Below are 21489 nucleotides of genomic sequence, written 5' to 3'. Positions count from 1 at the left end.
TGAGCGTTAGCCTAGTTTCACTCAAACGCGCGAGGCCGCCATGGACGCTTATCCCCTGTATTTCGATTACGCCGCCACCACCCCTGTCGACGATGTCGTCATCGAAGCCATGCTGGGTTGCCTGGGTCGGCAGGGCGTCTTCGGCAATCCCGCCTCTCGCGGCCATGCCTTCGGCAACGACGCCCAGCGCGCCGTTGACACCGCTCGCCAGCAGGTGGCCGATCTGGTCGGCGCCCGGCCCGAGCAGCTGGTCTGGACCTCCGGTGCCACCGAGTCCAACAACCTCGCGCTGCTCGGCGTGGCTCGCCGTCGCGGGCGCGGCCATCTGATCACCAGTTGCCTGGAACACCGGGCGGTGCTCGATACCGCGGCCCAACTGGAAGCCGAGGGCTTCACCGTCACCTACCTGACGCCTGATGCGGCAGGTCTGATCACCCCCGCCGCCGTCGAGCAGGCCTGGCGGGCGGACACCTGCCTGGTCTCGCTGATGGTGGTGAACAACGAACTGGGCACCCTGACCGACATCGACGCCATCGGCCGGCTGGTCCGCGCCCGTGGCGCCCTCTTCCACGTGGACGCCGCCCAGGCCACCGGCAAGGTCGCCCTCGACCTGACCGGCCTGGAAGTCGATCTGATGTCCTTTTCCGCGCACAAGACCTATGGGCCCAAGGGCATCGGCGCCCTCTATGTGGGTCCGCGTGCCGAGGGTGCCCTGCAGGCGCAGATCCATGGCGGCGGCCACGAGCGCGGGCTGCGTTCCGGCACCCTGGCCACCCATCAGATCGTCGGCATGGGTACCGCCTTCGCCCTCGCCGGCCAGGCCATGGCGCGGGAGAACGAGCGACTCGGCCAGCTGCGCGAGCGGTTCCTGACCGGGGTGCAGACGCTGCCCGGCATGCAGCTCAATGGCTGTGCCCGTCAGCGCATTCCCCATACCCTGAATCTGACCTTCGCCACGCCGCTGGACACCGCGTCATTGCAGCGCCAGCTGGCCTTCTCGACCACCTCGGCCTGCAGTTCGGCCAAGGCGGCGCCCTCCCATGTACTGCTGGGTCTGGGGCTCACCCCTGAACAGGCCGCACGCAGTTACAGATTCAGCCTGGGCCGCTACACCACCGCGGCGGACGTGGACCGGGCCGTCACCCTGATCCACCAGCACGCCGCCCAGCCAGCGCCCTTCTGGGCCTGATCAGTCCAGGCGGAAGGCATCGGCATCGCGCTGCGCCGGAAAGCGCTCGCGATAGGCTGTGAGGGCGGCAGCCGAGAGCGTCGTGTGGAAGATGCCGGCTTCCGCGCCGGCCTCGATCAGGGGTTCACCCTGGAAGTCCAGCACCTGGCTGTCGCCCGCATAGGGATGGCCATTGCCGTCGCTGCCGAGGCGATTCACCGCGGCGACATAGCAGAGGTTCTCGATGGCCCGCGCCGGCAGCAGGCGATTCCAGTGCCCGCGCCGCGGCGCCGGCCAGAGCAGCAGGTCGGTATCGTCCTGGGCGCGACTCCACACCGGGAATCTCAGGTCGTAGCAGATCAGCGGGCGGATTCGCCAACCCTTGAGGGTCACCCGCAGCCGCTGCTCGCCCGGGGCATAGTGCTCGTGCTCGCCGGCCATGCGAAACAGATGGCGCTTGTCATAGTGCTGCAACTCGCCATCCGGCGTCGCCCACAGCAGGCGATTGCGGTGCTGCCCATCCGCGTCCCGCACGATCAGGCTGCCGGTGACCACCGCGCCGAGACGCTGCGCCTGTTCTCGCATCCAGACCGCTGTCGGCCCATCCGCGGGCTCGGCAAGGGCTGCCGATACCATGGAAAAGCCGGTGGTGAACATCTCCGGCAGGATGATCAGATCGGTCTCGCCGACTTCCGTCAGCAGCGCCTCGAAATGGGCACGGTTGGCGGCCGGGTCGTGCCAGGCCAGTTCGCTCTGCACCAGCGCCAGGCGCAGGTCCCGGGTGGGTGTCAGATCGCGCATAGCCGCTCCGCTGCCTGACGCAGGGTGTCTTCGCGCTTGGCGAAGCAGAAGCGCACCAGACGCAGGTCCGCAGGCGCCGTCTGGTAGAACACCGACAGCGGAATGGCGGCGACGCCATGCTCGCGGGTCAACCACTCGGCCATGGCCACGTCGTCCAGATCCGGGCGAATAACGGAATAGTCGACCACCTGGAAATAGGTGCCGGCGGCGCGCTGGAAGCTGAAGCGCGAGTTACCCAGCAGATCGCAGAAGAGATCGCGCTTGGCCTGATAGAAGGCCGGCAGCTCGCTGAGGTGTTCGGGATGGGCGGCCATGAAATCGGCCAGGGCGCCCTGGATCGGCGTCACCCCGCAAAAGCTCACGTACTGGTGCACCTTGCGCAACTCGGCCGACAGCGCCGGCGGCGCCACCACGTAGCCGGTCTTCCAGCCGGTGACGTGATAGGTCTTGCCGAAGGAGCTGACCACGAAGGCGCGGGCATAGAGTTCGTCGTGGGCGATGACGCTGGCATGGCGCTCGCCGTCATAGACCAGGTGCTCGTAGACCTCATCACTGACCAGGTAGAGATCGCGCCCGCGGATCAGCGCGGCCAGGCGGTCCAGGTCGGCGGCGCTGACCAGGGCCCCGCTGGGATTGTGTGGGGTATTGAGCACGATGGCGCGGGTGCGCGGACTCAGGGCGGCTTCCAGTGCCGTCCAGTCGATACCGAAGCCCGGCAGCGCCAGGGACACGTGCACGCAGCGCCCGCCGGCCAGTTGCACTGAGGGTTCGTAGCTGTCGTAGCAGGGATCGAAGACGATCACCTCGTCGCCTGGCCGCACCAGGGTCTGGAGAGCGCAGAACAGGCCCTGGGTAGCCCCGGGCACGATGGTGACCTCGGCCTCGGCATCCACCTCTCGACCATAGAAGCGGGCGACCTTGGCCGCCACCTGCTGGCGCAGCGCCGGCAGTCCGGTCATGGGTGCGTACTGGTTGTGACCGGCCGCGACATGGCGACCGACCGCCGCGAGCAGCTCGGCCGGGCCGTCGAAATCGGGAAAGCCCTGGGACAGATTCAGCGCACCGGTCTGGGCGGCGAGCTGGGACATGCGGGTAAAGATGGTGACGGCGAGGTCGGGAAGCTTGCTCTGGATCATCGCGCGGGCACGGGTCTGGCTGGAAGGAGATCGGCAGACTGCGATTTTTTGCGCGAGAGGGCAAGTCTTGCCGGGCAGTGCAAGACAGCGAACTCGACTAATCCGAAGTGCTGAGCCTGATCCAAACATCCCTTCTCCCTCTGGGAGAGGGGTCGTTCGGTGCACCGCCTCGGCCGCGAGGCAGGCGACCACCGTAGCGTGGAAACGGCGCAGCCTTTTCCACTGATGAGTCCGCGGGGACGCCCTCACCCCAACCCTCTCCCAGAAGGAGAGGGGGGCAGTTCGGTGCGCGAGGGGCACCTTCACCCCAACCCGCTACCAAAGAAAAAGGGGGCTCCCCTGAGCCCCCTTTCCCTGCGCAACGTCCTGCCGGTCTACCGGCGCTTGTCCTTGCGCTTCTTCTCGGCCTTCTTGTGGTGGCTCATCAACCGGCGCTTCTTGTTGACCTGGCGCTCGGTCAGGGTGTTCTTCTTGCCCTCGAAGGGGTTCTCGCCACCGCGGTACTCGATACGGATCGGCGTACCCACCAGCTTGAGCACCCGGCGATAGGTCTTTTCCAGATAGCGGGTATAGGACTTGGGCACCGCATCGGTCTGGTTGCCGTGGATGACGATCAGCGGCGGGTTGGCACCGCCCAGGTGGGCATAGCGCAACTTGATGCGCCGGCCACTGACCATTGGCGGCTGGTGCTCCTGCACCGCGTCCTCGAGGATCTGGGTCAGGCGGCTGGTCGGCCAGCGGGTGGTGGCCGAGGCGAAGGACTGCTGCACCGACTTGTACAGATGGCCCACGCCGGTGCCATGCAGCGCCGAGATGAAGTGGATGTCGGCGAAGTCGACGAACAGCAGCCGGCGTTCCAGTTCGGTCTTGACGTAGTCGCGCTCGCCGGACTCCATGCCGTCCCATTTGTTGAGGGCGATCACCAGGGCACGCCCGGTCTCCAGCACGAAGCCGAGCAGGTTGAGGTCGTGCTCGACCACGCCTTCGCGGGCGTCCATGACGAAGATCACCACATTGGCGTCCTGGATCGCCTGCAGCGTCTTGACCACCGAGAACTTCTCGACCGCTTCGAAGACCTTGCCGCGGCGGCGCACGCCGGCGGTGTCGATCAGGGTGTAGCGTTCTTCGTTGCGCTCGAAGGGGATATAGATGCTGTCGCGCGTGGTGCCGGCCTGGTCATAGACGATCACCCGCTCTTCGCCGAGCATGCGGTTGACCAGCGTCGACTTGCCGACGTTGGGCCGGCCGATCACGGCGATCTTGATGCCGGTGGTCTCGTCGATGCCCTGCACGCGACGGAAGACGTCACCGCCCTCCTCCGCGGCCGCGCGCACCTGCTCCTCGGTGAGCTCCTCGACCTCGACCTCATCCTTGGGAAAGACGCCCAGGGCGTCTTCCAGCAGGTTGTTCACGCCGCGCCCGTGGGCCGCCGCGATGGGATAGGCGTCACCGATGGCCAGCGGGCTGAATTCCGCCCGGGCGATATCCGGGTCGACGGTATCGACCTTGTTGGCCACCAGGAAGGTGCGCTTGTTTCGCTTGCGCAGGTGCTCGGCGATCATCTGATCGGCGACGGTCATGCCTTCGCGGGAGTCCACCAGGAACAGCACCGCATCGGATTCTTCGATGGCCTGCAGCGACTGCTCGGCCATCTTCAGGTCGATACCTTCCTCGTCACCGGAGATACCGCCGGTGTCGACCACGATGTAGGTGCGTCCCTGCCACTTGGCTTCGCCGTACTTGCGATCGCGGGTCAGGCCGGCAAAGTCGGCGACGATGGCGTCCCGGGTCTTGGTCAGGCGGTTGAAAAGCGTGGATTTGCCGACGTTCGGCCGCCCCACCAGGGCAATTACGGGAACCATGCGGCTCTCCCAGAGCAGAAAACACGATGGCCGCTACCGAACTTCACGGTAGCGGCCATCGGTTGAGGATAATAGTTTCTAGCGCAGACGATAGGCGACGAGTTTACCGCCATTGCCGTAAACATAGAGCATGTCGCCGACGACCAGTGGCCGTACCCGGACGCCGTCACCGTCGACCTTGGTGCGACCGACGAAACGCCCATCGACCTGGCTCAGCAGGTGGATGTAGCCGGCGTAGTCGCCCACCACCACGTTGCTCGACCAGACCACCGGGCCGGTGAGCTGGCGACGGGCCAGATCGGCATTGGTCCAGAGCGAAGAAGTCGAGGATTCCTCGACGGCTTCCACGGTGCCGTTGTCCAGGCTCAGGTAGACGTTGCCGAAGCCTTCGGCCACGCCGTCGTAGCTGGAGGCGTCCCGCTGCCAGAGGATCTGGCCGTTGGCCGGATTGAGCGCGGCCACGCGGCCGTTGTAGCTGACCACATAGAGGGTGTCGCCCGACAGCGACAGACCACCGTCCACGTCAACGATCCGCTCCAGTTCGGAACGGCCCTTGGGCACGGCGATCTGCTGTTCCCACAGCGGCAGGCCGCGCTGCACGTCCAGGGCGACCACCTTGCCGCTGGCGAAACCGGCCATGACCACCTGGTTGGTGACCAGGGGCGCACCGGTACCGCGCAGACTCAGCACCGGCTGGGTGTCTTCGTAGATCCAGCGACGGGTACCACTGCCCAGCTCGAAGGCCTGCAGCTTGTCATCCTGGGACTGCACCACCACCACGTCGTTGTTGACCACCGGGGCGGACAGCACTTCGCTGGACGCCTGGGCGCGCCACTTCTCGTCGCCACTGGCACTGTCGAGGGCGATCACCTGGCCACGCAGGGTGCCGACCAGCACCAGGCCGGAGCCGACCCCCACCCCACCGGACACCGGCAGGTCCAGGTCCTTCTTCCACAGCACCTGGCCGGTCTCGCGATTCATCGCCATGACCCGGCCATCGGCATCGGCGGCGAAGATCGTCTGGCCGTCCACAGCCGGTACCAGGCGGTTGTATTCCTTGCCCTGGCCGTCGCCCACCGAGCGACTCCAGACTTCATCCAGCCGGACTTCGGCCTTGATGTCCTTCAGCTCGGCCGGCGGCAATTCCTTCTTGCCGGTGCTGCTGCACCCGACGACCGCAAGGGCGAGACCCAGTACCGCGATAGGCTTCCAGCGCAACATCAGGCGTCTCCTTTGGCGAGATCATCGAGTTTCATCTGCAGCACGCCTTCGGCTGCATCGTTGGGCAGCGCGGCGCGGGCTTTTTCATAGGCGGCGCGGGCCTCGGTCGGCTTCTTCAGCGCCACCAGCAGGTCGCCACGCAATTCTTCACGATTGGCGACATAGGCCTTGGGTGCCTCGCCATCCAGCAGCTTGAGGCCTTCTTCGGCCTTGCCCTGGGCCGCCAGCACCCGGGCCAGACGCTGACGCGCCAGCTCGCCGAGTTCGGCGTCGTGGGGCTTGTCCACCACGGCCTTGAGCTCGGCGGCGGCGTCGTCCAGGCGATTGTTCTCCACCGCCACCTTGGCGACGAAGAGACTGCCGTACTGGGCGTAGGCGGTACCAGAATAATCCTGCTTGAGCTTGCCGTAGGTATCGGTCACCCGTGCGGTGTCGACCTTGCCGCCGGGCGCCAGAGCGGCTTCCACCAGCTGCTGATAGAGCACCGAGGCGCCTTGCGCCTGGTTGTTCTGATAGCGCTGCCAGCCCTGCCAGCCCAGTACCGCCACCAGGGCGATGACGCCACCGGCCAGCAGCGGCTTGCCATTACGCTGCCACCAGGCCTTGGCGACCACCAGATTGTCGTCGTCGATGGAACTCAAATCCGTTCTCCTCAATTCCCGCGACCGGAACCGGCCGGGGGCAAAATCTCGTCCAGACGGGCGGCCAGGGCCGCGAAGTCGACCTTTTCCTGGGGCGCGTCGCCACGCAGCGGCTTGAGTGCCACCTGTTGCGTAGCCAATTCGTCGTCGCCCAGGATCATCGCCCAGAGCGCGCCGCTCTTGTCGGCCTTCTTGAACTGGCTCTTGAAACTGCCGGCGCCGGCGTTGACCAGCAGCCGCAGGTCGGGACGGGCGTCGCGCAGCTGCTCGGCCAGCTTGAGGCCGGCCAGTTCGGCCGCCTCGCCAAAGGCGCAGAGATAGAGATCGGCGGGGCGCTGCAGATCACCGGGCAGCCGCTCCAGGGTTTCCAGCAGCAGCACCAGGCGCTCGACGCCCATGGCGAAGCCGACCCCCGGGGTGGGCTTGCCACCGAACTGGGTGATCAGGCCGTCGTAGCGGCCACCGGCGCAGACGGTGCCCTGGGCACCCAGCTTGTCGGTGACCCACTCGAAGACGGTACGGCCGTAGTAGTCCAGGCCACGTACCAGCTTGGGATTGATCTGGTAGCGGATGCCGGCGGCGTCCAGGCGGGCTTTCAGGCCGTCGAAGTGGGCGCGGGATTCGTCGTCCAGATAATCCGCCAGGGTCGGGGCGTCCTGCAGCAGCGCCTGGGTCTGGGCGTTCTTGCTGTCGAGGATGCGCAGCGGATTGGTGGTCAGGCGGCGCTGGCTGTCTTCGTCGAGCTGCTCGAAGCGGTCCTGCAGATAGGCCACCAGGGCTTCGCGATAGCGCACGCGATCGGCACTGGAACCCAGGCTGTTGAGCTGCAGGGTGACGGCGTCGGTCAGACCCAGGCGCTGCCAGAGGCGCGCAGTGAGCACGATCAGCTCGGCGTCGATGTCCGGACCGGGCAGGTTGAAGACCTCGACGCCGATCTGGTGGAACTGGCGATAGCGGCCCTTCTGCGGCTTCTCGTAGCGGAACATCGGCCCGGCGTACCAGAGCTTCTGCACCTGGCCACCGCCGGTCATGCCGTGTTCGAGCACGGCCCGCACGCAACCCGCGGTGCCTTCCGGCCTCAGGGTCAGGGACTCCTCGTTGCGGTCGAGGAAGGTGTACATCTCCTTGTCGACCACGTCGGTGCCCTCGCCAATGCCGCGGGCGAAGAGTTCGGTGAACTCCATGATGGGCAGACGAATCTCGTGGTAGCCATAGCCGTCGAGCAGCGTCGCGAAGGTACGTTCCAGGTAGCGCCAGGCCGGAGTCTGCTCCGGCAGGATATCGTTCATGCCACGGATGGCTTGCAGGGACTTGCTCACGAAAGGGCCTTATTCCTTGATCTTTCAGCTGCGCGCGATGAGTGCGGCATCCGCTTCGGCCTTTTCGGCCGCCTTGCGGCGGATGAGCCCTTCCAGCTCGTCCACCAGATTGTCGTTGTTCAGCTTGGAAGCCGGCTTGCCGTCGATGTACACCAGGTTGTTCGGCGACCCCCCGGTCAGGCCGACATGCGCCTCCTTGGCTTCGCCGGGGCCGTTGACCACGCAGCCAATCACCGCGACGTCCAGGGGGACCAGCAGGTCCTCCAGGCGCCCTTCCAGCTCGTTCATGGTCTTGACCACATCGAAGTTCTGCCGCGAGCAGCTCGGGCAGGCGATGAAGTTGATGCCCCGCGAACGCAGGCGGAGGGATTTCAGGATGTCGAAACCGACCTTGATCTCCTCGACCGGATCGGCCGCGAGCGAGATGCGGATGGTGTCGCCGATGCCTTCGGCCAAGAGCATGCCCAGACCCACGGCGGACTTCACCGTACCCGAGCGCAGGCCACCGGCTTCGGTGATGCCCAGGTGCAGCGGCTGCTCGATGCGGGTGGCCAGCTGGCGATAGGCGGCCACGGCCATGAAGACGTCACTGGCCTTCACGCTCACCTTGAAGTCCGGATAGTCCAGCTTCTCCAGGTGGTCGACGTGGCGCATGGCCGACTCCACCAGGGCTTCCGGGGTGGGCTCGCCGTACTTCTTCTGCAGGTCCTTTTCCAGCGAACCGGCGTTGACGCCGATGCGGATCGGGATGCCGCGCTCGCGGGCCGCGTCGACCACCGCCCTGACCCGGTCTTCGCGACCGATGTTGCCCGGGTTGATGCGCAGGCAGTCCACACCCAGCTCGGCGACGCGCAGAGCGATCTTGTAGTCGAAGTGGATGTCGGCCACCAGCGGCAGGCTGACCCGCTGCTTGATGCGACCGAAGGCTTCGGCGGCGTCCATGTCGGGCACCGAGATGCGCACGATGTCGGCACCGGCGTCCTGCAGGCGCTGGACCTGGGCCACGGTGGCATCGACGTCGCAGGTTTCGGTGTTGGTCATGCTCTGCACGGCGATGGGGGCATCGCCGCCGACCGGCACCGAGCCGACCCAGATCTTGCGGGACAACCGACGTTTGATGGGCGATTCGCTATGCATGCTGGTTTCCCATGGGGTCGCCGGACGTCATTGTCCGGCCTGACCGAGTTTGATGCGGGCGGTCTCGCCCTTGGTGTAGGGCGCGAGGTCGACGACCTGGCCGTTGTAGGAGATCTGGGCACCGCGGGCGAAACCGAGACGGATGTTCACCGGTGCCTTGATCGAGGCGTAATCCAGGCTCTCGCCGCCCTTCTTCACGCCACTGAAGAGGATCTTGCCGGTACCGTCGCTGACCTGCGTCCAGCAACTGGCGGTGAACCGGATGTTCAGGCTGTCGCTGCCGGCGACGGGCGCCGCGGCAGGCGCGCTGGCCGGCGCGGCAGGGGCCGCAGCGGTGGGCGCCGTGGGAGCAGGCGTGGTCGAACCCGTTACCGGGGCCGGGGTGGGCGCTGCGGTAGGTGCCGTCATGGCGGCGACGGCATTGGCATCCGGCATCGGCGTGCCCACCGGGGAAGGCACGGTGGTCGCCGGCTGCTGGGCGGCGACCGGGGGCTGTTCTTCCGGCTCGTCGATGGGGTGGATCTCGGTCTTGCCGTCGGCGCCCTCGACCTCGACATGCTCCATGCTCACGGCACTGGCGCTGGAGGCCTGGCGACTGCGCTCCTGCCACCAGAACAGGCCCATGGCGATGATCAGCACCACCAGGATGAAACTGACGAACCTCAGGACATTGCGCGACAGCCGCACCGGCTCGTCGAGACGCCCCAGGCTGTGCACGGTGCTGCCCTTGGCATCGGTGCCGGTATAGCCGTCGAAGGTACGCACCAGCTCGATCTGGTCCAGGCCGAGCAGCTTGCCATAGGCCTTGGTGTAGCCGCGGGCAAAGGTGTGCCCCGGCATCTGCTGATAGTTGCCGGACTCGAGCTGCTCGATGATGCGCTCGCTGAGATTGAGATTCTGAGCGACCTGGGCCTGGCTCCAGCCAAGCTCCAGCCGCTTCTGACGCAAGATCTCACCGGGATTGCCCCGTCCGGCGTGTACCGCTTCGGATTGCACTGCGGTCATTTCTGCTCCGACTGAAGTTGACGATATTCAGGTGAGTTCGGGTAGAGGCGCTTCAGCTGCAGGGCGTAACTCGCGGCGGTGTTGCGATCATTGAACACCTCGGCAAGACGGATCCCGAGCAGCAGGCTGCGGGCATCCTGGGGGCTTAGCTGGCTGAAGGCCTGGTAATAGCTCCGGGACGGCACGTAATCGCGCGTCTGGTAGGCCAATTGAGCCAATTCGAACAGAGCCCTGGGCTGATTGCGATCCAGCCGCAGGGATTTTTCCAGATTTTCCTTGCCCAAGTCGACCTGATTGAGTCGCAGGGCGGTCAGGCCGAGATTCTCGAACACCCGGGCGCGCTCCGGATAGAGGCTGTCCTCGGCGGCCTGGGTAAAGCGTTCGTAGGCATCCTTGTAGCGCCCCTGCTCATAGAGGAAGCTGCCGTAGTTGTTGAGGATGCGGGCATCGTGGGGCCGCTCGCGCAGGGCCAGGCGGTATTCCTGATCGGCCAGGTCGGTTTCGCCCTGGGCCTGGAACACCAGTCCGAGCGCGGCATGGGCGTCGGCGCTGGACGAATCCAGCTCCAGGGCCTTCTTCAGCGGCACCTTGGCCTGCTCGGTATTGCCCTGTTGGACATAGCCGAGGCCGAGCTGGATATAGGCATCACGGGCCTGCATCCGTCCCTGGCGGGTATCCATGGGGTTGCGATCACCCTCGGTCACGCAGCCGGCGAGGCCACCGACCAGCAGGGCGAGCGCGACAGCCGCAAAGCGCGTGATCGCCATGGTCGCGCCCTCAGCCCTGGAGCGGCGTTACGGTTTCGGCACCGTCGAGCTGGCGAACGGCGATATAGCGCTGGCTGCGGCGGGTGCGGTCCATGACCTGCCCCACCAGCTGGCCGCAGGCGGCATCGATGTCGTCACCGCGGGTGGTCCGCACCGTAACGTTGAAACCGGCCTGCACCAGCAGCTCCTGGAACCGGCGGGTGGCGTTCTTGCTCGGCCGCTCGTACCCGGAGTGCGGGAAGGGATTGAAGGGAATCAGGTTGATCTTGCAGGGCACGTTGCGCAGCAGCTCGATCATCTGCAGCGCGTGCTCAGGCAGGTCGTTGACGTCCTTGAGCAGGGTGTACTCGATGGTCAGGACGCGCTTCTCGCCCAGTTGCCGGATGTATCTCTGGCAGGCGTCGAGCAGCATGGCCAGCGGATACTTGCGGTTGATCGGCACCAGCTCGTTGCGCAACTCGTCGTTGGGCGCGTGCAGCGACAGCGCCAGGGAGACGTCGATGTGCTTGGCCAGCTCTTCGATCATCGGCACCACGCCCGAGGTCGACAGGGTGACCTTGCGCTTGGAGATGCCGTAGCCGAGGTCGTCCATCATGATGCGCATGGCGGCGACGACGTTGTCGAAGTTCAGCAGCGGCTCGCCCATGCCCATCATCACCACGTTGGTGATGGCGCGGTCGATCTTGGCCGGTACGCTGCCAAAGGACTTGTTGGCGATCCACACCTGACCGATCACCTCGGCGGCGGTGAGGTTGCTGTTGAAGCCCTGCTTGCCGGTGGAGCAGAAGCTGCAGTCCAGCGCGCAACCGGCCTGGGACGACACGCACAGGGTGCCGCGGCCATTCTGCGGGATGTAAACGGTCTCGACGCAGCTGCCGGAGGCGACGCGGATCACCCACTTGCGGGTGCCATCGCGGGAGATGTCTTCGCTGACGATCTCGGGGCCACGGATTTCCGCGGCGGCCTTGAGCTTTTCCTTGAGCGCCTTGCCCAGGTTGCTCATGGCGTCGAAATCGTCGATGCCGAAGTGATGGATCCACTTCATGACCTGGCCGGCGCGAAAGCGCTTCTCCCCGATGGACTCGAAGAACGACTCGAGTTGCGGCTGGGTCAGGCCCAGCAGATTGACCTTATCGGTGGCTGTGGTCATGGGATCACCTCGACGAAATCTGTTTGAAACCCGCGCAAGGCGCGGGCGGTGCCAGGAAGGCGGGCTGGCCGCTTCCCTGGCCGGCGCTCATCCTTAGCGGACGCGCTCGCAGACTTCGGTGGCTGCGAAGAAGTAGGAGATCTCGCGAGCGGCGGACGCTTCGGAGTCCGAACCGTGGACGGCGTTCTCGTCGATGGAGACGGCGAAGTCGGCGCGGATGGTACCGGCGTCGGCCTTCTTGGGATCGGTGGCGCCCATCAGCTCACGGTTCTTGGCGATGGCGTTGTCGCCTTCCAGCACCTGGACCACGACCGGACCGGAGGTCATGAAGGAGACCAGATCCTTGAAGAAGGGACGCTCTTTGTGTTCGGCGTAGAAGCCACCGGCTTCGCGCTCGGACAGCTGGACCATCTTGGCAGCGACGACGCGCAGGCCAGCCTTCTCGAAGCGGGTGACGATCTCACCGACGACATTCTTGGATACGGCATCGGGCTTGATGATCGACAGGGTACGTTGAACAGACATGTGAACTCCGAATGTGGGAATAGAGCAAAAACGAAACCCGCGGATTATACGCGGGTCCCGGTGAAAAGCGTAGCGCGGTACGGGCGATGCGTCAGGCGGACTCTTCGATCCAGGCGGCCTGGATGGCCTCCAGCACCTTCTCGCCACCCCGCTGGGGATCGTCGTCGAACTCCGGCAGCTCCACGACCCAGTTGCGCAACTTGACGAAATTCACGTAGCGCGGATCCACGTCGGGATGGGTGTCGTTGAGTTCGATGGCGATATCCAGCACATCGGTCCATTTCAGTGCCATGACAGCTGTCCTCAGTGACCTTCGGAAACCTGGTTGATGGTGTAGCGCGGAATCTCCACCACCAGGTCTTCGCTGCCTACTACCGCCTGGCAGGACAGGCGCGAACGCATCTCCAGACCCCAGGCCTTGTCCAGCATGTCGTCTTCGAGCTCATCCGAGGGCGCGAGGGAATCGAAGCCTTCCTGGACGACCACGTGGCAGGTGGTGCAGGCACAGGACATCTCGCAGGCGTGCTCGATGTCGATGCCGTTGCGCATGGCCGCGGCGATGATGGTTTCGCCTTCGCTGGCTTCGAAGACCGCCCCCTCGGGGCAGTGCTCGGCGTGGGGCAGCAGGGTGATCTGCGGCATGATGGAACTACTCCTCGATATCGTTGAGACGGCGACCCGCCAGGGCCGCCTTGACCGAGGCGTTCATCCGCCGGGCGGCGAAGGCATCGGTTACGTGAGAAAGACGCTTGGTCTGGTCTTCGAGCGCCTGGAGGTCGGTGGCGTCCAGCAGCTCGGTCAACTGACCGATTTCCAGCTTGATCACCTGACGCTCCTCGGCGTCCAGCAGGCGCTCGCCGTCGGCGGCCAGCGCGGCGGTGACCGCCTCGATCAGCCGCCGGGCCTCGACCTGCTGCTCGCGCAGCGCGCGGGCCTGCATGTCGTCTCCGGCATGACGGAAGGAGTCCTGCAGCATGTTGGCGATCTCGCCATCGGTCAGGCCGTAGGACGGCTTGACCTGGACACTGGCTTCCACGCCACTGGACAGCTCGCGGGCGCTGACGCCGAGCAGGCCGTCGGCATCGACCTGGAAGGTGACGCGGATCTTGGCGGCACCGGCGACCATGGGCGGGAAACCGCGCAATTCGAAACGGGCCAGGGAGCGGGCGTCCTTGACCAGTTCGCGCTCGCCCTGCAGCACATGCACCAGCATGGCGGTCTGGCCGTCGCGATAGGTGGTGAAGTCCTGGCCCCGCGCCACCGGAATGGTGGTGTTGCGCGGAATGATCTTCTCCATCAGGCCGCCCATGGTCTCGAGTCCCAGGGACAGCGGGATGACGTCCAGCAGCAGCAATTCTTCGCCAGCGCGGTTGCCGGCCAGGGAATCGGCCTGCAGGGCGGCCCCGATGGCGACCACGCGATCCGGATCGATGTCGGTGAGCGGGGTGCAGTCGAACAGCTCGCCCACGGCTTCACGGACATAGGGCACGCGGGTGGAACCGCCGACCATGACCACGGCGGCGATGTCCGCCGGTTCCACTTCCGCATCGCGCAGGGCGCGGCGACAGGCCTTGAGGCTGCGCGCGACCAGCGGCGCGATGAGTTCCTGGAAGGTGCTGCGTTCCAGCACGCCCGACCAGTCGCCATGACCGACCTCGACGCGCTCGGCAGCGGACAGGGCTTCCTTGGCGGCGCAGGCACTCTGCAGCAGGCGCCGCTGGGTGCCCGGATCCAGATCGCTGGACAGCCCGGCCTGCTGGACGATCCAGCTGGCGATGGCGTGATCGAAGTCGTCACCGCCCAGGGCGCTGTCGCCACCGGTGGCCATGACCTCGAAGACACCGCGGGTCAGGCGCAGGATGGAGATATCGAAGGTACCGCCGCCCAGGTCGTAGATGGCGACCACGCCCTCCTCGCCCCGGTCCAGACCATAGGCCACGGCGGCCGCGGTAGGCTCGTTGAGCAGGCGCAGGACATTCAGGCCGGCAAAGCGGGCGGCGTCCTTGGTGGCCTGGCGCTGGGCATCGTCGAAATAGGCCGGCACGGTGATGACCGCACCGACCAGTTCGCCACCCAGGGTCGCTTCGGCCCGCTCGCGCAGCACCCGCAGGATGTCGGCGGAGACCTCCACCGGACTCTTGCGCCCGGCAGCGGTATCGATGAAGGGCATTTCCGATTCACCGGCGACGAAGCGATAGGGCAGCTGCTCGCCCAGTTGCTTGACGTCGGCGATGCCACGCCCCATGAGGCGCTTGACGGAAAGAATGGTATTGAAGGGATCCTGGGCGGCGGCGGCCTTGGCGCCCGCCCCCACTTCCACACCGTCGGCGGCATAGCGTACCGCGGAGGGCAGGATCACCTCGCCCTGCAGATCGGGCAGGGTCTCGGCCACGCCACTGCGGACGGCGGCCACGAGGGAATTGGTGGTGCCCAGATCGATACCTACCGCCAGCTTGCGCTGGTGCGGCTTGGGCGCCATTCCGGGTTCGGCTATCTGCAATAGAGCCATTGGCTAGTCGGCTTATGGTTGTCGGTGCCTGAGCGACACCTGTGATTAATCGTCCAGACGCTCTTCGAGCTGGCGGATTTCGCTGGCCAGCTTGTCGAGAAACTGCATGCGACGGACCAGGCGCTCGGCAGGCTCGCGCTGGGCGGGGTCCTGCCAGATCGCGGCGAAGGCCTGCTCGATGTCGCGCTGCGCATCCTTGAGCCGCTGGCGAAAGGTGGGAATGCCCGCGCTGTCACCCGCGTCCTGCAGGTCCTCCAGTTCCTCGCGCCATTGCAATTGCTGCATGAGGAAGTCGGTGTCCTGGATGGTCGCTTCGAGCGGCATCTCGTGCCCTTCCAGCTCCAGCAGATAGCGCGCGCGGCGCGACGGGGCGCGCAGCACGTGATAGGCCTCGTTGAGCTCGGCCGAGCGCTCCAGCGCCTGACGCCGCTCACGCTCCGGCGCATCGGCGAACCGATCCGGATGGACCGTGCGCGCCAGATCGCGGTAACGCGAGGCCAGACCCGCCTGGTCGATCTCGAAGGCGGGCCTGATCTCGAACAGCGCGAAGTGACAGGGCTTACCCATGGCCGGCCTCAGATGTTGAAGCTTTCGCCGCAGCCACACTCGCCACGCACGTTGGGATTGTTGAACTTGAAGCCCTCGTTGAGGCCTTCACGCACGAAATCCAGCTCGGTGCCGTCCAGGTAGACCAGGCTCTTGGGGTCGATGATGACCTTGACGCCATGGCTCTCGAACACCTGGTCCTCGTGCGCGAATTCATCGACGAATTCGAGCACGTAGGCCAGTCCCGAGCAGCCCGTGGTACGAACGCCCAGGCGGATGCCCTCCCCCTTGCCGCGCCCCTCAAGGGAACGCTGCACGTGGCGGGCGGCGGACTCGGTCATGCTGATCGCCATGGTTCCTCCTTAGAGCAGGCCTTTCTTCTGCTTGTAGTCGCTGACCGCCGCCTTGATGGCGTCTTCGGCGAGTACCGAGCAGTGGATCTTCACCGGCGGCAGAGCCAGTTCTTCGGCGATCATGCTGTTCTTGATCGACGCCGCTTCCTCGATGCTCTTGCCCTTCATCCACTCGGTGGCCAGGGAGCTGGACGCGATGGCGGAGCCACAGCCGTAGGTCTTGAACTTGGCGTCTTCGATGATGCCCTGCTCGTTGACCTTGATCTGCAGGCGCATCACGTCGCCGCAGGCCGGGGCGCCGACCATGCCAGTGCCGACATCGGGATCGGCCGCGTCGAACTTGCCGACGTTGCGCGGATTTTCGTAGTGGTCGATGACCTTTTCACTGTATGCCATGGTTCAATCCTCGCTTATCAGGGTGGGTCAGTGGGCTTGCCACTCGACCTGACTCAGGTCTACGCCTTCTTTGAACATGTCCCACAGCGGAGACAATTCGCGCAACTTGTTGACGGCTTCGGTGACCTTGCTCGCGGCGTAGTCAACGTCTTCTTCGGTGGTGAAGCGACCAAAGGTGAAGCGAATGGAGCTGTGCGCCAGCTCGTCGTTGCGGCCCAGGGCGCGCAGGACGTAGGACGGCTCCAGGGACGCCGAGGTACAGGCCGAACCGGACGAGACCGCCAGATCCTTGAGCGCCATGATCAGCGACTCGCCTTCGACGTAGTTGAAGCTCAGGTTCAGGTTGTGCGGCACACGATGGATCAGGCTGCCGTTCAGGTAGACCTCTTCCAGGCCTTCGAACTGCCGGTAGAAGCGATCGCTCAGGGCCTTGATGCGGGTATTTTCCTGGACCATCTCTTCCTTGGCGATGCGGAAGGCTTCGCCCATGCCGACGATCTGGTGGGTCGCCAGGGTGCCCGAACGCATGCCACGCTCATGGCCGCCACCGTGGGTCTGGGCCTCGATACGCACGCGCGGCTTGCGACGGACGTAGAGAGCGCCAATGCCCTTGGGACCATAGGTCTTGTGCGCCGAGAAGGACATCATGTCGACCTTGAGCTTTTCCAGATCGATCTCGACCTTGCCGGTGGACTGGGCCGCGTCGACGTGGAAGAGCACGCCACGGGAGCGGGTCAGCTCGCCGATGGCGGCGATGTCGTTGACGGTACCGATCTCGTTGTTGACGTGCATGATGGACACCAGGGTGGTGTCGTTACGCAGGGCCGCCTCGACCATGGCGGGGGTGATCAGGCCGTCTTCGCCCGGCTCGAGATAGGTGACCTCGAAGCCTTCGCGCTCGAGCTGGCGGGTGGTGTCCAACACCGCCTTGTGCTCGATCTTGGAGGTGATCAGGTGCTTGCCCTTGTTCTGGTAGAAGTGCGCGGCGCCCTTGATGGCGAGGTTGTCGGACTCGGTGGCACCGGAGGTCCAGACGATCTCGCGCGGGTCGGCGTTGACCAGTTCGGCCACCTGACGACGGGCGTTTTCCACGGCTTCCTCGGCCTTCCAGCCGAACAGGTGGGAGCGCGATGCGGGGTTGCCAAAGTTGCCGTCCACCAGCAGGCACTCGCTCATCTTCTGAGCGACGCGCGGATCGACGGGCGTGGTGGCGGAATAGTCTAGGTAGATCGGCAATTTCATCGGTTACTCCTAATCAGACGGGCGTCTCTGCTCAGTCGATGGTGGACGCTTCGATTTTTTCGACCGCTAAGGGCGATTGTTTGCTGGCACAGGCCTTGGTGTCCTGACGCTTGGCCACCTGCTGGATCTCGTTGCGGGCGACCAGGTCGGCCAGGGTGATACCACTCAAAAAGGTGTGGATCTGATCGCTCAGGTCGCACCAGAGGTGGTGGGTCAGGCAGGTATCACCCTGGTGACAGCCCCCACCGCCCTGGCAGCGGGTGGCATCCACGGATTCGTTGACGGCATCGATCACCTGGGCCACATGGATACCGCCCATGTCGCGCGCCAGCTGATAGCCGCCGCCGGGGCCGCGTACGCTATTGACCAGCGCACCGCGGCGCAGCCGGGCAAACAGCTGCTCCAGATAGGACAGCGAAATGCCCTGCCGCTCGGAAATGTCGGCCAGCGACACCGGGCCCCGCTGGGCGTGCAGCGCCAGGTCGAGCATGGCGGTTACGGCATAGCGGCCTTTGGTGGTCAGTCTCATGACGAACTCGAGCGGGTTGCATCGGATGACTTCGATTATCGGATTCCCGACAAAAAAGGTCAACTATAAAACCAACCAAATCACTCAGGCATTATCTATCGGCGGGATAGTCCGCGGGTGGGATTCGCCGCGGGCCGCCTTCTGGGTTTCGGTCAGGATGCCACGCAGGATGTTCATCTCCAGCTTGCTGATGCCGGCCCGGCCATAGAGGCGCCGCAAGCGACTCATCAGGTGGCGCGGCTTGGCCGGATCGAGGAAGCCGATCTCCACCAGGGTCTGCTCCAGGTGCTCGTAATAGAGCTCCAGCTCTTCCACCGTCACCGGCTGGGTGTTGAGCATGGCGGTGGCCTCGACCTTGTTCATCTTGGTCGGCTGGTTCTGCGCCGCCAGCCAGGCCATGCGCACCTCGTACACCAGCACCTGGACCGCCGCAGCGAGATTGAGGGAGCCGAACGCCGGATCGGAGGGGATGTGCACGTGGTAGTGGCAGCGCTGCAACTCTTCGTTGGTCAGGCCGGCATACTCGCGCCCGAATACCAGGGCCACCTCGCCGCCCCGCTCCACCTGGGCCAGGGAGGTGGTCGCGCATTCCCGCGGATCGAGCAGCGGCCAGGGGATGCGGCGGTCGCGGGCACTGGTGCCCAGCACCAGGCTGCAGCCGGTCAGGGCTTCTTCCAGGGTGTCGACCACAATGGCGGCGTCGAGCACGTCATTGGCCCCGGAGGCGCGGGCATTGGCCTCTCCACTGGGAAAGTCCTCGGGATCGACCAGATAGAGGCGCGACAGGCCCATGTTCTTCATTGCCCGGGCGGCACCGCCGATGTTGCCGGGATGGCTGGTATTGACCAGAACGACGCGGATGTTATTCAGCACGTGGCTATCCTCGAGCGGACGCGGGAAATCGGCGCCGTATACTACGCCCACACGGGCCCGCTGGCCACGAATACCCCTTCCAGCGCCGCGAAGTCTGCTATCATTGCCGGCTTTCCTTATACAACCCAGGTGATTTATCCATGCAGCCCATGCTGAACATCGCACTGCGCGCGGCCCGCAGCGCCGGTGAACTGATTTTCCGTTCGATTGAGCGCCTGGACGTGATCGCCGTCGATGAAAAAGGCGCCAACGACTTCGTCTCCGAAGTCGACCGAGCCGCCGAGCAGACCATCCTCGCCACCCTGCGCAAGGCCTACCCCACCCATGGTTTCTACGGTGAGGAATCCGGCTACCTGGCGGGCGAAGGCGAAGGCGCCGACTACGTCTGGGTCGTCGATCCGCTGGATGGCACCACCAACTTCCTCCGTGGCGTCCCGCACTTCTCGGTAAGCATCGCCTGCAAGTACAAGGGCCGCCTGGAACACGCCGTGGTGCTGGATCCGGTGCGCCAGGAAGAATTCACCGCCAGCCGTGGCCGCGGCGCCGCCCTGAACGGCCGGCGCATCCGTGTCACCAATCGACGCAGCCTGGAAGGCGCCCTGCTGGGTACCGGCTTCCCCTTCCGCGCCAATGACGTCGACCACCTGGACAACTACCTGGGCATGTTCCGCAGCCTGATCGGCCAGACCGCCGGCATCCGCCGCGCCGGTTCCGCCGCGCTGGACCTGGCCTATGTCGCCGCCGGTCGTTTCGACGCCTTCTGGGAAATGGGACTGTCGGAATGGGACATGGCCGCAGGCGCTCTGCTGGTCCAGGAAGCCGGTGGCCTGATCGGTGACTTCAATGGCGGCCACGACTTCCTCGAGAAGGGCCACATCGTCGCCGGCAACCCCAAGTGCTTCCGTGGCCTGCTGACGCAGATCCAGCCGCACCTGCCGGCCTCGCTCAAGCGCTGAGTTCACCTGGCTTACGAAAAAGCCCCTGCCGGCAGCGCCGACAGGGGCTTTTTCCTGCCTGCCGCAGCGAGACTCCGCGGCAGGCCGTCAGGGCTCACTTGACCACTTTCAGACTCGGCCGCGCCGGTGCCGGCTTGGGTGCCTCGGGCTTGCTGCCGCCGCTGTCGGGACCCTGGTCATCCGGCGGGGTGGGCTCGCTGTCGAAGACCATGCCCTGGCCGTTCTCGCGGGCATAGATAGCCAGGATGGCGCCGATCGGGACATAGAGGTTGTAGGCCACGCCGCCGAAGCGACCGTTGAAGCTCACGGCTTCGTTGTCCATGTGCAGGTCACGCACGGCACTGGGCGAGGCGTTCAGCACGATCTGGCCGTCGTTGGCATAGCCCGGCGGCACGCGCACCTCGGCGTAGTCGGCATTGACCAGCAGATGGGGCGTGCAGTCGTTGTCCACGATCCACTCGTAGAGCGCGCGGACCAGGTAGGGGCGACTGGAATTCATGGGGTTCTCCTCTAGCGCATCTCACGCTCGGTGACCGAAAGACTGGATCGGAAACTGTCGCGCGCGAACATGCGATCCATGTAGTCCTGCAGCGGCTTGGCGGCCCGGGGCAATTCGATGCCCAGGCGCGGCAGTCGCCACAGGAGGGGGAGCAGGCAACAGTCCACCAGGGAAAAGTCGTCGCTCAGGAAAAAGGGTTTTTCCGCGAAGATCGGCGCCACGCCGGTCAGGCTCTCGCGCAATTCCTTGCGCGCGGCTGCGAGGTCGGCGCCCGGCGCCGCCTGCAGGATGGCGTCCACCAGGGTGCACCAGTCGCGCCCGATGCGGTGCATCAGCAGCCGCGACTGACCGCGGGTGACCGGATAGGCCGGCAACAGCGGCGGGTGCGGATAGCGCTCCTCGAGATACTCCATGAGCACCTCGGTACCATAGAGCACCAGGTCGCGATCCATCAGCGTCGGCACGGTGCCATAGGGATTGTGCTCGGCCAGCTGCCGCGGGCATTCGCCACGACGTACGGCGATCAGCTCGCACTCGACGTTCTTTTCCGCCAGGATCAGGCGGATCCGGTGGCTGTAGTGATCCTCGGGATCATGGAAACAGGTCAGGCGGGTTATGGCGCCCATGGGTCCCTCCCCCGTTGGGGGCGAAGCTGCAAAGGCGGGATTATCTCGCACCTTGCCGCCCGAGACCTAGGCTTTGTCTAAAAACTGCCTGCACATCGGTGATGCTGCGTTAAAAATCAGCTCGGAATGCTCATTTACCCTTTGCAAACTCGAGCGCGAGCCCGGTCCGCTTCCTCGCTGATTTTTGCCCTGCCTCACCTTCGCTCGGCGACTTTTCAGACAAGCCTC

At 65.3% G+C, this 21489-nt stretch carries 24 protein-coding genes; 2 read left to right on the top strand and 22 right to left on the bottom strand.

Translation table 11 applies throughout. The features are described 5' to 3' along the window. The first annotated feature begins 40 nt into the window (after positions 1-40). Positions 41-1189 (top strand): aminotransferase class V-fold PLP-dependent enzyme, encoded by a 1149-nt coding sequence (locus OMP44_RS00540; protein WP_187980091.1) that lies wholly within the window; start codon positions 41-43, stop codon positions 1187-1189. Here the strand turns inward: OMP44_RS00540 and OMP44_RS00535 are convergent, their stop codons facing one another. From OMP44_RS00535 to trmJ, 20 genes are all read right to left on the bottom strand, one after another. Continuing rightward, positions 1190-1969, bottom strand: coding sequence for an amidohydrolase (locus OMP44_RS00535; RefSeq protein ID WP_280305893.1), 780 nt, complete (start codon positions 1967-1969; stop codon positions 1190-1192). After that, the gene (locus OMP44_RS00530; protein WP_280305892.1) at positions 1957-3105 is read right to left on the bottom strand and encodes a pyridoxal phosphate-dependent aminotransferase; all 1149 of its coding nucleotides are present in this window, start codon (positions 3103-3105) and stop codon (positions 1957-1959) included. Before OMP44_RS00530 ends, OMP44_RS00535 begins: the two co-directional genes overlap by 13 nt. A gap of 374 nt (positions 3106-3479) precedes the next feature. Next, the gene (der, locus tag OMP44_RS00525; RefSeq protein ID WP_158892845.1) at positions 3480-4967 is read right to left on the bottom strand and encodes a ribosome biogenesis GTPase Der; all 1488 of its coding nucleotides are present in this window, start codon (positions 4965-4967) and stop codon (positions 3480-3482) included. A 78-nt stretch (positions 4968-5045) separates the two neighbouring features. Beyond that, a complete protein-coding gene (bamB, locus tag OMP44_RS00520; protein WP_133862759.1) occupies positions 5046-6188 on the bottom strand; it encodes an outer membrane protein assembly factor BamB in 1143 nt (380 codons plus the stop codon). Further along, positions 6188-6829, bottom strand: a complete 642-nt coding sequence (locus OMP44_RS00515; RefSeq protein WP_133862760.1) for a tetratricopeptide repeat protein — start codon at positions 6827-6829, stop codon at positions 6188-6190. Before OMP44_RS00515 ends, bamB begins: the two co-directional genes overlap by 1 nt. An 11-nt stretch (positions 6830-6840) precedes the next feature. Continuing rightward, positions 6841-8148, bottom strand: coding sequence for a histidine--tRNA ligase (hisS, locus tag OMP44_RS00510; RefSeq protein ID WP_208692288.1), 1308 nt, complete (start codon positions 8146-8148; stop codon positions 6841-6843). A gap of 24 nt (positions 8149-8172) precedes the next feature. Beyond that, positions 8173-9285, bottom strand: a complete 1113-nt coding sequence (gene ispG, locus OMP44_RS00505; protein WP_133862762.1) for a flavodoxin-dependent (E)-4-hydroxy-3-methylbut-2-enyl-diphosphate synthase — start codon at positions 9283-9285, stop codon at positions 8173-8175. 27 nt (positions 9286-9312) lie between these two features. After that, on the bottom strand, positions 9313-10290 hold the full coding sequence (locus OMP44_RS00500) for a RodZ domain-containing protein (RefSeq protein WP_133862763.1): 978 nt from the start codon (positions 10288-10290) through the stop codon (positions 9313-9315). Further along, entirely contained in the window at positions 10287-11057 is a 771-nt protein-coding gene (pilW, locus tag OMP44_RS00495; protein WP_133862764.1) for a type IV pilus biogenesis/stability protein PilW, read from the bottom strand. The genes OMP44_RS00500 and pilW overlap by 4 nt, the downstream gene beginning before the upstream one ends. A gap of 10 nt (positions 11058-11067) precedes the next feature. After that, entirely contained in the window at positions 11068-12207 is a 1140-nt protein-coding gene (gene rlmN / locus OMP44_RS00490; protein ID WP_273862940.1) for a dual-specificity RNA methyltransferase RlmN, read from the bottom strand. Positions 12208-12300: 93 nt separating this feature from the next. Continuing rightward, complete coding sequence (gene ndk, locus OMP44_RS00485; RefSeq protein WP_158892855.1) at positions 12301-12732, bottom strand: nucleoside-diphosphate kinase; 432 nt, start codon at positions 12730-12732, stop codon at positions 12301-12303. 91 nt (positions 12733-12823) lie between these two features. Next, the gene (iscX, locus tag OMP44_RS00480; protein ID WP_133862767.1) at positions 12824-13024 is read right to left on the bottom strand and encodes a Fe-S cluster assembly protein IscX; all 201 of its coding nucleotides are present in this window, start codon (positions 13022-13024) and stop codon (positions 12824-12826) included. Positions 13025-13035: 11 nt separating this feature from the next. After that, the gene (fdx, locus tag OMP44_RS00475; protein ID WP_133862768.1) at positions 13036-13374 is read right to left on the bottom strand and encodes an ISC system 2Fe-2S type ferredoxin; all 339 of its coding nucleotides are present in this window, start codon (positions 13372-13374) and stop codon (positions 13036-13038) included. Positions 13375-13381: 7 nt separating this feature from the next. Further along, a complete protein-coding gene (hscA, locus tag OMP44_RS00470; protein WP_273862941.1) occupies positions 13382-15241 on the bottom strand; it encodes a Fe-S protein assembly chaperone HscA in 1860 nt (619 codons plus the stop codon). A gap of 45 nt (positions 15242-15286) precedes the next feature. Then, positions 15287-15808 carry a co-chaperone HscB gene (gene hscB, locus OMP44_RS00465; RefSeq protein ID WP_273862942.1) on the bottom strand — a complete coding sequence of 174 codons (522 nt, stop codon included), beginning with the start codon at positions 15806-15808 and terminating at the stop codon, positions 15287-15289. Between the two features lie 8 nt (positions 15809-15816). After that, on the bottom strand, positions 15817-16140 hold the full coding sequence (iscA, locus tag OMP44_RS00460) for an iron-sulfur cluster assembly protein IscA (RefSeq protein WP_133862771.1): 324 nt from the start codon (positions 16138-16140) through the stop codon (positions 15817-15819). A gap of 9 nt (positions 16141-16149) precedes the next feature. Beyond that, entirely contained in the window at positions 16150-16536 is a 387-nt protein-coding gene (gene iscU / locus OMP44_RS00455) for a Fe-S cluster assembly scaffold IscU (protein ID WP_007162419.1), read from the bottom strand. A 27-nt stretch (positions 16537-16563) separates the two neighbouring features. Continuing rightward, positions 16564-17778, bottom strand: coding sequence for an IscS subfamily cysteine desulfurase (locus OMP44_RS00450; protein ID WP_187980097.1), 1215 nt, complete (start codon positions 17776-17778; stop codon positions 16564-16566). Between the two features lie 31 nt (positions 17779-17809). After that, the gene (gene iscR / locus OMP44_RS00445) at positions 17810-18307 is read right to left on the bottom strand and encodes a Fe-S cluster assembly transcriptional regulator IscR (protein WP_017639755.1); all 498 of its coding nucleotides are present in this window, start codon (positions 18305-18307) and stop codon (positions 17810-17812) included. 84 nt (positions 18308-18391) lie between these two features. Beyond that, the gene (trmJ, locus tag OMP44_RS00440) at positions 18392-19180 is read right to left on the bottom strand and encodes a tRNA (cytosine(32)/uridine(32)-2'-O)-methyltransferase TrmJ (RefSeq protein ID WP_187980098.1); all 789 of its coding nucleotides are present in this window, start codon (positions 19178-19180) and stop codon (positions 18392-18394) included. A 140-nt stretch (positions 19181-19320) separates the two neighbouring features. Between trmJ and suhB the strand changes: the two genes are divergently transcribed. Beyond that, entirely contained in the window at positions 19321-20136 is an 816-nt protein-coding gene (gene suhB, locus OMP44_RS00435; protein WP_133862774.1) for a type III secretion system regulator SuhB, read from the top strand. Positions 20137-20230: 94 nt separating this feature from the next. Here suhB and OMP44_RS00430 read toward each other — a convergent pair whose 3' ends face one another. Then, positions 20231-20635 carry a ClpXP protease specificity-enhancing factor gene (locus tag OMP44_RS00430; protein WP_133862775.1) on the bottom strand — a complete coding sequence of 135 codons (405 nt, stop codon included), beginning with the start codon at positions 20633-20635 and terminating at the stop codon, positions 20231-20233. Between the two features lie 11 nt (positions 20636-20646). Next, positions 20647-21261, bottom strand: a complete 615-nt coding sequence (locus OMP44_RS00425; protein WP_158892870.1) for a glutathione S-transferase N-terminal domain-containing protein — start codon at positions 21259-21261, stop codon at positions 20647-20649. Positions 21262-21489: the final 228 nt, after the last annotated feature.

Source organism: Pseudomonas flavocrustae, assembly GCF_029872515.1.
Classification (GTDB): Bacteria; Pseudomonadota; Gammaproteobacteria; order Pseudomonadales; family Pseudomonadaceae; genus Chryseomonas; species Chryseomonas aestiva.
The sequence above is the reverse complement of the archived record's forward strand: the minus strand, read 5'-3'. Positions and strand labels throughout refer to the sequence as shown.

Bases quoted from the DNA above. Each gene is read 5' to 3' on its own strand.
- OMP44_RS00540 (WP_187980091.1), top strand. From the start codon at position 41: ATGGACGCTTATCCCCTGTATTTCGATTACGCCGCCACCACCCCTGTC.
- OMP44_RS00535 (WP_280305893.1), bottom strand. From the start codon at position 1,969: ATGCGCGATCTGACACCCACCCGGGACCTGCGCCTGGCGCTGGTGCAG.
- OMP44_RS00530 (WP_280305892.1), bottom strand. From the start codon at position 3,105: ATGATCCAGAGCAAGCTTCCCGACCTCGCCGTCACCATCTTTACCCGC.
- der (WP_158892845.1), bottom strand. From the start codon at position 4,967: ATGGTTCCCGTAATTGCCCTGGTGGGGCGGCCGAACGTCGGCAAATCC.
- bamB (WP_133862759.1), bottom strand. From the start codon at position 6,188: ATGTTGCGCTGGAAGCCTATCGCGGTACTGGGTCTCGCCCTTGCGGTC.
- ispG (WP_133862762.1), bottom strand. From the start codon at position 9,285: ATGCATAGCGAATCGCCCATCAAACGTCGGTTGTCCCGCAAGATCTGG.
- OMP44_RS00500 (WP_133862763.1), bottom strand. From the start codon at position 10,290: ATGACCGCAGTGCAATCCGAAGCGGTACACGCCGGACGGGGCAATCCC.
- pilW (WP_133862764.1), bottom strand. From the start codon at position 11,057: ATGGCGATCACGCGCTTTGCGGCTGTCGCGCTCGCCCTGCTGGTCGGT.
- rlmN (WP_273862940.1), bottom strand. From the start codon at position 12,207: ATGACCACAGCCACCGATAAGGTCAATCTGCTGGGCCTGACCCAGCCG.
- ndk (WP_158892855.1), bottom strand. From the start codon at position 12,732: ATGTCTGTTCAACGTACCCTGTCGATCATCAAGCCCGATGCCGTATCC.
- iscX (WP_133862767.1), bottom strand. From the start codon at position 13,024: ATGGCACTGAAATGGACCGATGTGCTGGATATCGCCATCGAACTCAAC.
- fdx (WP_133862768.1), bottom strand. From the start codon at position 13,374: ATGCCGCAGATCACCCTGCTGCCCCACGCCGAGCACTGCCCCGAGGGG.
- hscA (WP_273862941.1), bottom strand. From the start codon at position 15,241: ATGGCTCTATTGCAGATAGCCGAACCCGGAATGGCGCCCAAGCCGCAC.
- hscB (WP_273862942.1), bottom strand. From the start codon at position 15,808: ATGGGTAAGCCCTGTCACTTCGCGCTGTTCGAGATCAGGCCCGCCTTC.
- iscA (WP_133862771.1), bottom strand. From the start codon at position 16,140: ATGGCGATCAGCATGACCGAGTCCGCCGCCCGCCACGTGCAGCGTTCC.
- iscU (WP_007162419.1), bottom strand. From the start codon at position 16,536: ATGGCATACAGTGAAAAGGTCATCGACCACTACGAAAATCCGCGCAAC.
- OMP44_RS00450 (WP_187980097.1), bottom strand. From the start codon at position 17,778: ATGAAATTGCCGATCTACCTAGACTATTCCGCCACCACGCCCGTCGAT.
- iscR (WP_017639755.1), bottom strand. From the start codon at position 18,307: ATGAGACTGACCACCAAAGGCCGCTATGCCGTAACCGCCATGCTCGAC.
- suhB (WP_133862774.1), top strand. From the start codon at position 19,321: ATGCAGCCCATGCTGAACATCGCACTGCGCGCGGCCCGCAGCGCCGGT.
- OMP44_RS00430 (WP_133862775.1), bottom strand. From the start codon at position 20,635: ATGAATTCCAGTCGCCCCTACCTGGTCCGCGCGCTCTACGAGTGGATC.
- OMP44_RS00425 (WP_158892870.1), bottom strand. From the start codon at position 21,261: ATGGGCGCCATAACCCGCCTGACCTGTTTCCATGATCCCGAGGATCAC.